We start from the raw sequence: 13,395 nt of genomic DNA on the forward strand, positions 1-13,395 counted from the left end.
GCGCCGCCACCGTCAGGTGCGGCGCACTTTTTTTTCCAAGGTCGTCAACGTGAACGAAAAGCCTCTCGTCAGTATTGTCATCCCTGCGTACAACCCTCGCTTTTTCGCCCTGGCGTTGCACAGTGCCTTGAGCCAGACCTGCGAAGACCTCGAAGTGCTGGTCTGCGACGATAGCGGCGGCGATGAGATCGAGGCAATCGTTCGGGCGGCCCAGACGGAGCAGGGGCCGCAGCTGCGCTACCTGCGCAACGTGCAGCGCAAGGGGTTCATCGACAACCTGTTGCACGGCCTGACGCAGGCGAACGGGACGCTGGTCAAGGTGCTGTGCGACGACGATCGCCTGTTCCCCCAGTGCGTCCAGCGCCAGGCAGAGGTGTTGCTGGCGCACGACGAAGTCGGGCTGGTGTTGTCGCAGCGTGTGCTGGCCGACGAGAACAACTTCATTCTGCCGATGCGCCTGTGCAATGCCCGTTTTGCCAACGTCGACAGCTTGTTCAAGGGCGAGGACATGCTGGCGTTGCTCGACGGGCGGCCCGTCAATTTCCTTGGAAACTTCTCGGCCGCGCTGATGCGTCGCGAGCAGGCATTGCAGTGGATGCAGGCGTTGACTGCTGAAGGGCAGAGTTTTGTCGCGCTGCTGGACCTTGCGCTGTTCGCCTGCCTGATGCGCCGTGCCAACATGGTGATGCTGAGCGAGCCCGGCCTGCTCGAACGCCTGCACCCCGAGCGCCTGAGCAAGCAACCGGCGCAGGTGCTGGGGGCACCGCAGGAGTGGCGCTGGTTGTTGCAGATGATTGCCGCGCGCAGCGGTGAAGCGGCGCCGGCCAGTGGCTGGGTGCGCTATGTGCCGCTGGCTGATGTCGAGCAGCAGCCGCGCCAGTGGCAGGAGCTATGCGTGGCGCGCATCCTCAGCAACTGGGCCACGCGCTTGAGTGGCCGGGTTGGCAGTGACAGTGAAAGCTATGCCGAGCTGTACCAGCAGTGGTTGGCGGCCCGTCAGTTCAGTGCAGTGCAGCGGCGCTTGTTGCCGCAGACCGTGGCCGCCTGGCCGCGCCAGCCGCGTGTCGTACCGGTGGTGCTGGACACCGAAGGCGATGCCCAGGCAGTGCGTCAGACATTCGACAGTTTGGCCGGCCAGCTGTATCCGGCGCATGCCTGCGTACTGTTGGGCGACCAAGTGCCGCAGACCGACATCCCGCTGGTCAATCAGCCGCTGCAGGCAGACTGGCCACGCCAGCTCAACCAACTGCTGGCGTCGTTGCACGACGCCGACTGGATCTACCTGCTGCGCGCGGGTGATCACTTGAGCGAGTCGGCATTGCTGCTGCTCGCCGAGCGCGTGGCGGTGTTCCCCGATGTGGCCTGTGCCTACAGCGATGAAGGCGCCTGGCTCGATGGCAAGCCGGGCGAGCCGGTGTTCAAGCCTGGATTCAACCTGGACTTGTTGCGCAGCTATCCCTATGTCGGCCGCACGCTGGCGTTCGCCCGTGAGGCCATGCTCGACCTTGGCGGGCTGGACTCAACGTTCGCCGAGCTGGCGCCGCACGATCTGCTGTGGCGCCTGGTCGAAAGCCGCGGGCCCCAGGTCATCGAGCATATTGCCGAGATCCAGGTGCAATCGGCGCTGAGCTTTGCCCAGTGGCTGTCGTTGCCGCAGGTGATCGCGCAGAGCGAGCCGGTGCTGGCCGCCCACTTGAATCGTCTCGGGGTTGCTCACCGGATTCGTCACGATGAGCTGGCACTGCTCAATCGGGTCGACTATGTGCACCACGGTCAACCGCTGGTGTCGATCATCCTCCCGGTGGGAGAAGACCTCGAGCAGTTGCAGCGCTGTGTCCAAGGGCTGATCGAGCGCACTGCCAACAGCCACTATGAGTTGCTTCTGGTCGCCGGCGCGCGGGTCGAGGCTGGCATCGCGCAATGGCTGCAGGGCATGGCCGAGCTGGGCGCCGGCATGCTGCGGGTGCTGCGACAGGGCGATAGCCAGCGCGCACAACTGATCGATGCGGCGGCGGCCCAGGCCCGCGGCGAATACCTGCTGCTGCTCGATGCATCGCTGCAAGTGCTCGACGGCCAGTGGCTCAACGAGCTGCTGCAGCACGCCCAGCGCCCGGAAGTGGCCGTGGTCGGTGCCAAGCTGGTCGATGCCCAAGGGCGTGTGGTCGAAGCCGGGCGCGTGCTGGGTGTGTCCAGTGGCGCCGGGCCTGCGTTCGCCGGGGAAGAGGCGCACGCGCGCGGTTACCTGCAACGCTTGCAGGTGGTGCAGGACTGGAGCGCCGTTGGTGGTGATTGCCTGATGGTGCGCAAAGCGGTGTTCGAGGATGTTGGCGGGCTGGCGGCACAGCCGCTTGGGCAAGGGCTGGCAGAACTTGACCTGTGCCTGCGGGCCGGCCGTCAGGGCTATCTGGTGGTCGGCACGCCCTATGCAGTGATGCTCAAGGCCGAAGGCGTGCAGGCCCAGCCAGAGTTCAGCCATGAACAGCTGCTGGAGCAGCAACAGCTGTTCTGCGACCGTTGGTTGAGCAAGGTGATTCGCGACCCGGCCTACAACCCAAGCCTGAGCCTGGCCAGTGCCGACTTCAGCCTCGAGCCTAGCCTGCGGGGTAGCTGGAACCCTTTGTGCGCCCGGGCGCTACCTGCGGTACTGGGGCTGCCGTTGAACGACACTGCGGTGGGCCATTACCGGGTCAGCGAGCCGTTCAGGCAGCTGGAAGCTGCCGGGCGAGTGGTCGGGCGCATTGCCTTCGAGTCGCCCAGCGTGGTCCAGCTGGCGCGCATGGACCCGGACGTGATCATTCTGCAGTTGCGCCACGCCGAAGATTCGGTGCGTGATATCGAGCGCATCAAGCGTTTCTCCAATGCCCGTCGGGTATTCGAGATCGACGATTACGTGCTCAGTGCGCCGAAGAAGAATACCCACGCACGCAACAAGCCAGCCGATATCGAACAGCACCTGCGCCGTGGCATCGGTCTGTGCGACCGCCTGGTGGTGACCACCCAGGCCTTGGCCAATGCGCTGTCGGACATGCACCACGACATTCGTGTCGTGCCAAACATGCTCGCACCGCGCATGTGGGGCGATCTGCCGAAAAGCCGTCGCGGCACCTCCAGCAAACCGCGGGTCGGCTGGGGTGGGGGCACCAGCCACAGTGGTGACCTGGAAATCATTGCCGAGGTGGTGCGTGAGCTTGCCAACGAGGTGGAGTGGGTGTTCTTCGGCATGTGCCCCGAAGCGCTCAAGCCTTACATTCATGAATACCATCCGGGCGTTCCGCTGCACCTGTATCCCGCGAAGCTGGCAAGCCTGAACCTCGACCTTGCCCTGGCGCCGCTGGAGTTCCATATCTTCAACGACTGCAAGAGCAACCTGCGGCTGCTGGAGTACGGCGCGTGCGGCTACCCGACCATCTGCACGGATACCGAAGCCTACCGGGGTTACCTGCCGTGCACGCGCGTGTACAGCAACAGCACCGAGGAATGGTTGTCGGCGATCCGGTCGCACCTGGCCGACCCGGCTGCGAGTTACCGCATGGGTGACCAATTGCGCGAAGCGGTGATGCGGGACTTCGTGTTGCGTGACGACAACCTGCGGCACTGGGAGTGGGGCTGGCTGGCGGACTGACGTCAGCTTGTACGTGACTGGGGCCGCTTCGCGGCCCTTGTTTTTTCTGGCTCGCACAGATTGGCGCATTTCCTGCAATGCCCCCTGCATATCGCCATAAATCCTTCACCCTGGCGGTTACCGGGGGGCGAAGTACATGAGGAAATCGATGAAGGCAGTCATTCTGGCGGGTGGGCTCGGCACCCGCATCAGCGAAGAGTCGCACCTCAAGCCAAAACCGATGATCGAAATCGGCGGCAAGCCAATTCTTTGGCACATCATGAAGCAGTATTCGGCGCACGGTATCCACGACTTCGTGATCTGCCTGGGCTACAAGGGATACGCGATCAAGGACTTCTTCGCCAACTACTTCCTGCACACCTCGGACGTGACGTTCGACATGCGCGCCAACCGCATGGACGTGCATCAGAACTACAGCGAGCCGTGGCGTGTCACCCTGGTCGATACCGGTGACGAGAGCATGACCGGCGGCCGCCTGCGCCGGGTCGCCCGTTATCTGGAAGACGACGAGGCATTCTGCTTCACCTACGGTGATGGTGTTTCAGACATCAATATCGGTGCGTTGGTCGATTTCCATCTTGGCCACGGCAAGCTGGCCACCGTGACTGCCGTACAGCCACCCGGGCGCTATGGCGCCTTGCAGCGCGAAGGCAGCCTGGTGCATGGCTTCAGCGAGAAACCGCGTGGTGATGGTGGCTGGATCAATGGCGGTTTCTTCGTGCTGTCGCCCAAGGTCATCCCCTACATCGCCAACGATGCCACGCCATGGGAGTCGGAGCCCCTGACCACCCTGGCCGAGCAAGGGCAGCTGATGTCGTTCGAGCATGACGGCTTCTGGCACCCGATGGATACGCTGCGTGACAAGAACCACCTTGAGCAGCTCTGGGCCAGCGGGGAGGCACCATGGAAGCAATGGGACTGAGCCCGGCATTCTGGGCCGGCAAGCGGGTACTGGTCACCGGCCATACCGGGTTCAAAGGCAGCTGGCTGGTGCTCTGGCTACAGCAGCTGGGCGCCCAGGTCACAGGCTTCGCCCTCGATCCATCCACCGAGCCCAGCCTGTTCGAACTGGCCCGTGCTGGTGAGGGTATCGATGACCGCCGTGGCGATGTGCGTGACCTGGGCGTGCTGTTGGAGCTGATCGCTGAAGTGCAGCCTGAAATCGTTCTGCACCTGGCGGCCCAGCCGCTGGTACGCGAGGGTTACCGTGACCCGCTGGGTACTTACTCGAGCAACGTCATGGGCACGCTCAACCTGCTCGAGGCGATGCGCCTGGTGGGTGGCGTGCGTGCCTGTGTGGTGGTCACCACGGACAAGGTCTATGCCAACCAGGAGTGGGCCTGGCCCTATCGTGAGAATGAAGCACTGGGCGGGCATGACCCGTACAGCAGCAGCAAGGCGTGCTGCGAGCTCCTCGCACAATCCTACGCAGCGTCCTTTTTCCCGGCCGAACGCTTTGCCGAACATGGCCTGAGCCTGGCCACGGCCCGTGCCGGCAATGTTTTGGGTGGCGGCGATTTTTCACCGGAGCGCCTGATCCCCGACGTACTCAAGGCGTGGTCCGCAGGCGAGCCGGTGACCCTGCGCCTGCCCCAGGCCGTACGCCCCTGGCAGCATGCGCTGGAGCCCTTGGCGGGCTACCTGCAACTGGCTGCCGGCTTGTATGAGCAGGGCCAGCGTTTTGCCGGCGCCTGGAACTTCGGGCCTGGTGAGGACGACATGTGCAGCGTCGGTGAAGTGGTGCAGTTGCTCGCCGACCAGTGGCCGCAAAGCCCCGGGGTGGAGTTTCAGAAGAGTGACATGCACGAAGCAGGGCTGTTGCGTCTGGACAGCTCGCGCGCGCGCCATCTGCTCGGCTGGCGCCCGCGCTGGTCACTGCACGAGTGCCTGGAGCGGACCTTGGGTTGGCACCTGGCCTGGCGCAAGGGCATGGACATGCGCGCGGTCAGCCTGACGCAGCTGAGCCTGTACCAGGAGTCGCTGTGAGCCAGTATGCCTTGCACCCCTTGCCGCTACCGGGCCTTGCCCGGGTCGAGCACCGTCGCCACGCGGATGCACGCGGCGCCTTCTCGCGGTTGTATTGCGAAGACAGCCTGACGCGCTTTGGCGCGCCGTTTCACATCCGTCAGATCAATCGCTCGCTGACCCGTGAGCGCGGTAGCGTGCGTGGCCTGCATTACCAGGCCGGGCCGCAACCGGAAAGCAAGTACATCACCTGCCTGCGGGGTGAGGTGTGGGACGTGGTGGTCGACCTGCGTGCCGATTCCCCGACCTTTCTGCAATGGCACGGCGAACGGCTCAAGGCCGGAGACGGCAGCAGCCTGCTGGTGCCTGCCGGGTTTGCCCATGGTTTCCAGGCGCTGAGCGACGACGCCGAATTGCTCTACCTGCACAGCGCCGATTACGCGCCGGAGCACGAGGGTGGCCTGTTCGTTCGCGATCCGCGCCTGGCAATCGACTGGCCATTGCCTGTGATCAACCTCTCGGCCCGGGATGAGCTGCATCCTTGGCTGGATGACCGTTTTACCGGAGTGACCCTATGAATTGCCGAGGCTGTGGCAGTGCCGTGCACCTGCCGTTGATCGACCTGGGAACCTCGCCGCCCTCCAATGCCTACCTGGTGCCCGCGCAATTGGCCGAGGCCGAGCAGTGGGTGCCACTGAAAGTGGCGGTGTGCGAGCAGTGCTGGTTGGTGCAGACCGAAGACTACACCCGTGCCGAGCAGTTGTTCGATGCCGACTATGCCTATTTCAGCTCCTACTCCAGCTCCTGGCTGGCCCATGCCCAGGCCTATGTGGCGAGCATGGTAGAGCGCTTCGGCCTGAACACCGAAAGCCGAGTGGTGGAGATTGCCGCCAACGACGGCTATCTGCTGCAGTATGTCGCGCAGCGTGGCATTCCTTGCCTGGGCATCGAGCCGACCCGCAGCACCGCAGACGCGGCGCGTGCCAAAGGCCTGGACATCCGCGAGGTATTCTTCGGCCGGCAAGTGGCAGCGGGCCTGGTGGATGAAGGCTGGAGTGCCGACCTGATGGCGGCGAACAACGTGTTGGCCCACGTGCCGGACATCAATGACTTCCTCGGTGGCTTCGCCACCTTGCTCAAGCCGGGCGGCGTCGCGACGTTCGAGTTCCCCCATCTGCTCACCCTGATGGCCGAGCACCAGTTCGACACGCTGTATCACGAGCATTACTCGTACCTGTCGCTGACAGCCGTGCAGACGCTCTGCCAGCGCAACGGCCTGGAGATCTTCGATGTGCAGCAGCTGCCGACCCACGGTGGTTCGCTGCGGGTCTTCGTGCAGCGTGCCGACGGCGAGCGCCGCGCGACAAGCCCTGCGGTGGAGGAGCTGCTGGCCATCGAAAACGGTGTTGGCGTGCGCACTGCGGCGTTCTATTCGACCCTGGCCCCAGCCGCCGAGCGCATCAAGCTGCAATTGCTGCGCTTCTTGCTCGACGCCAAGGCTGCCGGCAAGCGCGTGGTCGGCTACGGCGCAGCCGCCAAAGGCAACACCTTGCTCAACTACGCCGGGGTCAAGGCCGACCTGCTGGCTTGGGTAGCCGATGCCAACCCGCACAAGCAAGGCAAGTTTCTCCCGGGCAGTCGCATTCCGGTGGTGGCGCCCGAGCGCCTGGCCATGGAGCAGCCCGACTATGTGCTGGTGTTGCCGTGGAACCTGCTGCGCGAGGTCAGCGAACAGCAGGCGGGGATCCGTGAGTGGGGCGGGCGGTTCGTCATTGCCGTGCCCGAGTTGACCATACTGTGAGCGCGCCGCATGTGCTGGTGACCGGCGCCACCGGTTTCGTCGGCCGCCATCTGGTGGCTGAACTGCTGGCGCGTGGCTGCCGTGTGCGAGCCCTGGCGCGTGATGCGCAGCGGGCCCAGCTGATGCCCTGGTTCGATCAGGTACAGTTCGTGGCCGCCGACCTGCAGCAGGCCACGCCCGAGCAGGTTGCCATCTGGGTCGAAGGCATCGATGCATTGGCTCACCTGGCATGGCCAGGGTTGCCCAACTATCAGGCGCTGTTCCATCTAGAGCAGAACCTGATGGCCGACTACCGCTTCATCAAGCAGGTGGTGCTGGCTGGGGTGCCCCAGGTGCTGGTGACCGGTACCTGTTTCGAGTACGGCATGCAGAGCGGCCCTCTGGACGAGCAGGCCCCGTCACGCCCCGCCAACCCTTACGGGTTGGCCAAGCACAGCCTGCACCAGTTTCTCCAGGCACTGCAGCAGCATCACCCGTTTGCATTGCAATGGGCGCGGCTGTTCTACCTGCATGGCGAGGGGCAGAACCCTAACAGCCTGCTGGCCGCGCTCGACCGTGCCATCGACATCGGTGCGGCCACTTTCGACATGTCCGGCGGCGAGCAGTTGCGCGACTTCCAGCCGGCCACCCAAGCCGCGCGCCAGCTTGCAGCAGTGCTGCACTGCCGGCGTTTCTCGGGCGTGGTCAACTGCGCAAGCGGCCAGCCAGTCGCTGTGCGCAGCCTGGTCGAGCAACGCCTGCGCGAGCGCGGTGCCAGCCTGCAGCTCAATCTTGGCCATTACCCTTATCCGACCCACGAGCCCATGGCGTTCTGGGCGGTTACCGACCGTTTGCAACACCTACTGCAATCCACTACCGAGCCTGTGCGCCGCTAGGGCGGCCGGGTCAACACTTTCAAGAGGCTTCACATGAGCGACAAGACGCCAGAGCAGGTATTTGCCGAAGAGTGCCAGGCCGAGATCCGCGACCAAGGCAACAATACCGAACTGTGCAATCTGGCCCAGACCTTCTACAACGAGTCGGCCAAGCATAAGTACACCTACCATTTCAGCTGGATGGGCCGCCCGATCATCCAGTTGCCGCAAGACATGGTGGCCATGCAGGAGCTGATCTGGAAGATCAAGCCCGACCTGATCATCGAGTGCGGCATCGCCCACGGCGGCTCGATCATCTACTACGCGTCGATGATGGAGCTGGTGGGCCATGGTGAGGTGCTTGGCATCGACCTGGACATCCGTGCGCACAACCGCGAGGCCATCGAAAGCCATCCGATGTTCAAGCGCATCAGCATGATCCAGGGTTCGAGCATCGACCCTGAGGTGGTCGAGCGCGTGAAGGCCCTGGCCGAAGGCAAGAAGGTCATCGTCGTGCTCGACTCCAACCACACCCATGAGCACGTGCTCGCCGAGCTGCGCGCCTATGCCCCTCTGGTATCGCAGGGCAGCTACTGCGTGGTGATGGACACCGTGGTCCAGGACATGCCCGAAGATGCCTTCCCTGACCGCCCGTGGGGTGTCGGCGACAACCCGCGCACAGCGGTCTGGGCTTACCTGAAGGAAACCGAGGACTTCGTCATCGACGCCGAGGTCCACGACAAGCTGCTGATTACCGTGGCCCGTGACGGCTACCTGCGCCGCGTGCGCTGAACCCTAGAACCAGCCGGACAACGGGCAGGAACACATATGCAGGCTCATGCACAGCACCCGGGCGATGCGTCGCTCAAGGACCGCCTCACCCTCGTGGTGATCACTCACAATCGTCCGGCGTTCTTGCGCCGGACCTTGTACTACTACCGCAATTACCCGGCGACCATCCTGGTGCTGGACTCCTCGTTGCAGGCCGACGATGAAGTCGTGCGCGACTACCCGCATGTGGATTACCGCCACCTGCCGCAGTTTTCCTATACGGGGCTGCAGGAGAAGCTGACCTATGGTGTCAATGCGGTACGCACGCCATTCATGACCTTTGCGGCCGTGGATGATTTCCTGCTGTGCGACGGCATGACCCAGTCGGTGGAGTTTCTCGAGCAGAACCCCGATTACGGCGTCTGCCACGGCTACGGCATGATGTACCTGGGGCGCGGTACCCAGGTGGACTTCTACAAGCGCGACAATCGGGTGCAGGAAGATTACTGCGCCGCACCCGAGCAGCGCCTGATCGAGTTCATGGGGCAGTTCCTTCCGCCGTTCTACGCGGTGACCCGCACGGACCTGTTGCAGCAGTGGTACGCCTTGCTACCGCCGGGCACCAGCTTCGAGTGGCAGGAAATCGGCCATACCTTCTACCTGCTGGTCAACGCTAAAGCGCGTATCCTGCCGATCCCCTATGCGGTCCGGGAGATCAATTACGGGGGCTCGGAGCACAACACCAACGTACTTACCGTGTTGGCCCTGCAGGATGAGAAGTCGCGCCAGGACCGTGAAGCGTTTGCCGAGTTTCTCGCCTCGATCCCGACCGCGCTGAGCGGGCAGGGCGCCGAGGCGGTCAAGCGGGTCGCCCTGGAGAGCTTCAAGGCGATGGCCGAGGGCCTGCTGACCGGCGTGGCGCTGCAGGGGTGCCTGATCGTGCGTTCGCACTGGAAGCTGGCCGAGCCCGAGCCGCGTCGCGTATTCGGCGAGCAGCAGTTCGTCGAGATGCCGTTCTACAACAAGCCGATGTTCGACTTGCTGGCTGAGTGTGAATTCCTCATCCATACCATGCCTGCCGGTCGCCAGCAGCTCATCGAACTCGAGCCGATCCTGCTGCGCCAGGCGCAACTGATGCAGGTTCATGCCAATGACGATGCTCGCACCCAGCGCAGCCGCCTCTGGGAGGCGTTGACCCTCAGCCCGTTCAACCGCACGGTGGTCGAACGCCTGGTGGCCTCGTTGGAAGAGGCCGGTGACGAGGCCGAGGCCGCGCCGCTGCGTGGCTGGCTGCGCCGCCTGCAGTCGGTACCGTGCTACGACAGCCAGGCACTGCTCGATAGTTTGCCCTCTGGCCAGTTGATGAAGTGGCTGCAGGCGCGCGAGCCTGACGCCGAACAGGCGCGTCAAGCTGCTGCACATCTGGCGCAGCATCAGGGCGGCCCGACGTTCGGTATTCTGTTGCTCGACCTGGAAGCCGATACGGTCAAGTTACAGGCAACCTTCGACAGCCTCATGGGCGGGCACAGCCGCGCCTTCAAGGTCGTGGTGCTGACCACTGGCGAGTTGCCAGCTGTCACCCGGGCGCAGCAGACGGTGCACTTCGTTCAGGTCACCGCGCAGGATTACATCCAGCGCATGAACGAGGCAGCGCGGCACCTGGACACCGACTGGATCATGCTGGCCGAAAGCGGTGACCGCTTCACGGGCACCGGCTTGCTGCGTGCGAGCCTGGAATTGCTGAACGTCGAGGGTGTGCGCGCGGTGGCGATGGATGAGCTGCAGAGCCAGGCCGATGGTTCGCTGCGCGAAGTGTTGCGCCCGGGCGTCAACCTCGACTTGCTGCAGAGCGTGCCGGGCACTATGGCGCGCCATTGGTTGGTGCGTCGCGACCTGTGGCTGGAGGCTGGCGGTTTCGATGCCCGCTACCCGCAGGCGCTGGAGTTCGATCTGTTGCTGCGCCTGGTCGGCGAGGCCGGCCTGGCCGGCTTGGCTCACCTGGCCGAGCCCTTGCTGATCTGCAATGCCCCGGGTGCCGAGAGCCATGATCAAGCGCGTGCCGTACTCGCCCAGCACATTGCCCAGCGTGGCTATGCCGCCTCGGTCGGTTCGGCGCACCCCGGCACGCTGCAGATCGATTATCGCCACCAGGAGCGCCCGGCAGTCTCGATCATCCTGCATTGCCAGGATAACTTCGAAGAGATTCAGGCGTGCATGGTCAGTGTGATCCAGCGTACCCGCTACCAGAATCACGAGATTCTGATCGCCGACAATGCCAGCCGCTCGCCCGCGTTGCGCGATTGGTTGGGCAGCTTGCAGGCGGCCGGCAGCCGCGTGCGGGTGATCCGCAGCGAGCAGGTGATTGCGCCTACAGCCATGATCAATCTGGCCAGTCGTGAGGCCCGTGGCGAGTATCTGGTGATGCTCGACAGTTCGGCTGAAGTGCTCAATGCCAACTGGCTGGAAGGGTTGCTCAACCAAGCCCAGCGCCCGGAAGTCGGGGTGGTCGGTGGCAAGCTGCTGAGCGCCGAGGGCAAGGTCGTCGAGGCGGGCTTGGTGCTCACGGCCCAGGCGGGTGTGCGTGCAGCGTTCGCGGGCCAGGGCAAGGATGCTCCGGGCTACCTGCAGCGGCTGCAGGTGGAGCACGGTGTTTCGGCGGTATCGGGGTGCATCATGCTGCGTGCCGAGCTGCTGCGTACAGTCGGCGGCCTCGATGAGCAGGCGCCGAGCGTACGTGCAGCCCAGGTCGATCTGTGCCTGCAGGCAGCTGCAGCCGGCTTGCTGGTGGTCTACACGCCCCAGGCGCAAGCCGTGCGGCATGCCCAGGCCAGCGATGATGCGATGGGCTGCGCGGCCCTGCGTGAACGCTGGACGCACATGCTGGCCCAGGACCCCTGTTATAACGCAAGCCACAGCCTTGAAGGCGAGCTGTTCAGCCTGGAGCTGGCGCGTGGGGTCGATTGGCAGGCACTGACCGCCTGAGGCCTGCTCGCAGGCTGTTCCGAGCCATGATCGCTTCGCGGTGGTCATGGCTTTTTTGTGGGTGATGCAGTGTGCTTTGTCGATTCGACAAAAAGAGCGTGACTTGAGAGTCAGAACGCGCATCTTCACTGTATATTGTCGAAACCGGGAACCGCCGCGTCGCCCCGGACAAACCGTCAGGGATCGGAAGCCCCCGTATCGCCTGGCGTTTTGCCGTTTATGCCGTGGCGGGTATTTCGCTGTTACTGAATTGGGAAGCCATATGATTGGCATTAAAAGCATCGCCAGTTACGTGCCGACTGAAGGCGTAGACAACTACGCACAGGGCGCGAAATTCGGCAAGGACCAGGATTTCATCTTTGGCAAGATCGGTTCGACCTTCTTGCCGCGCAAGGAAGCCGCCCAGGAAACCTCCGACCTTTGCGTCGAGGCCGCCAGGAATCTGTTCGCTGCCAATCCATCGCTGGACCCGGCAACCATCGACGCAGTGATCGTCATTACCCAGAACGGTGACGCCGAAGGCTTGCCGCATACGGCGGCGATCGTCCAGCACAAGCTGGGGCTGCCCACCGCCATCGCTGCTTTCGATATCTCCCTGGGCTGCTCTGGCTATGTCTACGGCCTCTACGCGATGAAGGGCTTCATGGAAGCCGCCGGCCTGAAGAATGGCCTGCTGATCACTGCCGATCCCTATTCGAAGATCGTCGACCCTGAGGATCGCAACACCACCATGCTGTTCGGTGATGCGGCCACCGCCACCTGGATGGGCGAGGATGCCACCTGGCAGCTGGGCAAGTCGCTGTTCGGCAGTGATGGTGCCGGCGCCGAGCACCTGCGCACCACTGATGGCAAGTTCTTCATGAATGGCCGTCAGGTGTACAACTTCGCCTTGGTCAAGGTGCCTGCGCACCTGCAGCAACTGCTTGAAGCCAGCCAACTGCAGGCGCATGACATCGACCTGTACTGCCTGCACCAGGGCAGCGCGGCAATCGTCGATGCCGTGTCGGCGCGCTTCGTCGAGGGCGAGCACAAGCAGAAGTTCGTCAAGGACATGGTCGAGACCGGCAATACCGTGTCGTCCAGCATTCCATTGCTGCTGGAAAAGCACGTGCTCGGTTCGCAGCACAAGCGTGTAGCGCTCAGTGGCTTCGGTGTGGGCCTGTCGTGGGGCTCGGCCATCATCGAGCGCCGTGACTGACCGTACGTGCTGGTGAAAGACGCCGCCCTCGGGCGGCGTTTTCTTTTCTGAGCCACGGGCGAGGGCGCCTGTAATCTGGCGCCAACTCCTTGAATTCATTGGGCTGGCAGGATGCCAGTAAATTTTTTCGAAAATGCCCTAAAGCAACACGCCCTGACGACGATAACTATTACGAAGGTTCTCTGTGCCACACCCGGCGAAT

The 13,395-nt window shown here is 63.7% G+C and carries 9 protein-coding genes; all 9 read left to right on the top strand.

Annotated elements, in window-relative coordinates:
- The first annotated feature begins 49 nt into the window (after window positions 1–49).
- Window positions 50–3,622 (top strand): glycosyltransferase, encoded by a 3,573-nt coding sequence (locus ACIPZC_RS13650; protein WP_400627458.1) that lies wholly within the window; start codon window positions 50–52, stop codon window positions 3,620–3,622.
- A 148-nt stretch (window positions 3,623–3,770) separates the two neighbouring features.
- On the top strand, window positions 3,771–4,544 hold the full coding sequence (gene rfbF, locus ACIPZC_RS13655; protein ID WP_400627460.1) for a glucose-1-phosphate cytidylyltransferase: 774 nt from the start codon (window positions 3,771–3,773) through the stop codon (window positions 4,542–4,544).
- Window positions 4,526–5,608: a CDP-glucose 4,6-dehydratase gene (rfbG, locus tag ACIPZC_RS13660; protein WP_400627462.1), complete on the top strand. Its 1,083-nt coding sequence runs from the start codon at window positions 4,526–4,528 to the stop codon at window positions 5,606–5,608. The genes rfbF and rfbG overlap by 19 nt, the downstream gene beginning before the upstream one ends.
- Window positions 5,605–6,165: a dTDP-4-dehydrorhamnose 3,5-epimerase family protein gene (locus ACIPZC_RS13665; protein ID WP_400627464.1), complete on the top strand. Its 561-nt coding sequence runs from the start codon at window positions 5,605–5,607 to the stop codon at window positions 6,163–6,165. Before rfbG ends, ACIPZC_RS13665 begins: the two co-directional genes overlap by 4 nt.
- Window positions 6,162–7,388 (top strand): methyltransferase domain-containing protein, encoded by a 1,227-nt coding sequence (locus ACIPZC_RS13670; RefSeq protein WP_400627466.1) that lies wholly within the window; start codon window positions 6,162–6,164, stop codon window positions 7,386–7,388. The genes ACIPZC_RS13665 and ACIPZC_RS13670 overlap by 4 nt, the downstream gene beginning before the upstream one ends.
- Complete coding sequence (locus ACIPZC_RS13675; RefSeq protein WP_400627468.1) at window positions 7,385–8,263, top strand: NAD-dependent epimerase/dehydratase family protein; 879 nt, start codon at window positions 7,385–7,387, stop codon at window positions 8,261–8,263. Before ACIPZC_RS13670 ends, ACIPZC_RS13675 begins: the two co-directional genes overlap by 4 nt.
- A 33-nt stretch (window positions 8,264–8,296) precedes the next feature.
- Window positions 8,297–9,034 (top strand): cephalosporin hydroxylase family protein, encoded by a 738-nt coding sequence (locus ACIPZC_RS13680; RefSeq protein WP_400627470.1) that lies wholly within the window; start codon window positions 8,297–8,299, stop codon window positions 9,032–9,034.
- Between the two features lie 36 nt (window positions 9,035–9,070).
- The gene (locus ACIPZC_RS13685; protein WP_400627472.1) at window positions 9,071–11,995 is read left to right on the top strand and encodes a TIGR00180 family glycosyltransferase; all 2,925 of its coding nucleotides are present in this window, start codon (window positions 9,071–9,073) and stop codon (window positions 11,993–11,995) included.
- Between the two features lie 262 nt (window positions 11,996–12,257).
- Complete coding sequence (locus ACIPZC_RS13690) at window positions 12,258–13,193, top strand: ketoacyl-ACP synthase III (protein ID WP_400627473.1); 936 nt, start codon at window positions 12,258–12,260, stop codon at window positions 13,191–13,193.
- Window positions 13,194–13,395: the final 202 nt, after the last annotated feature.

The sequence above is a fragment of the Pseudomonas sp. NPDC089743 genome, assembly GCF_044748785.1.
Classification (GTDB): domain Bacteria; phylum Pseudomonadota; class Gammaproteobacteria; order Pseudomonadales; family Pseudomonadaceae; genus Aquipseudomonas; species Aquipseudomonas putida_X.

Bases quoted from the DNA above. Each gene is read 5' to 3' on its own strand.
- rfbG (WP_400627462.1), top strand. From the start codon at position 4,526: ATGGAAGCAATGGGACTGAGCCCGGCATTCTGGGCCGGCAAGCGGGTA.
- ACIPZC_RS13680 (WP_400627470.1), top strand. From the start codon at position 8,297: ATGAGCGACAAGACGCCAGAGCAGGTATTTGCCGAAGAGTGCCAGGCC.
- ACIPZC_RS13670 (WP_400627466.1), top strand. From the start codon at position 6,162: ATGAATTGCCGAGGCTGTGGCAGTGCCGTGCACCTGCCGTTGATCGAC.
- ACIPZC_RS13690 (WP_400627473.1), top strand. From the start codon at position 12,258: ATGATTGGCATTAAAAGCATCGCCAGTTACGTGCCGACTGAAGGCGTA.
- rfbF (WP_400627460.1), top strand. From the start codon at position 3,771: ATGAAGGCAGTCATTCTGGCGGGTGGGCTCGGCACCCGCATCAGCGAA.
- ACIPZC_RS13685 (WP_400627472.1), top strand. From the start codon at position 9,071: ATGCAGGCTCATGCACAGCACCCGGGCGATGCGTCGCTCAAGGACCGC.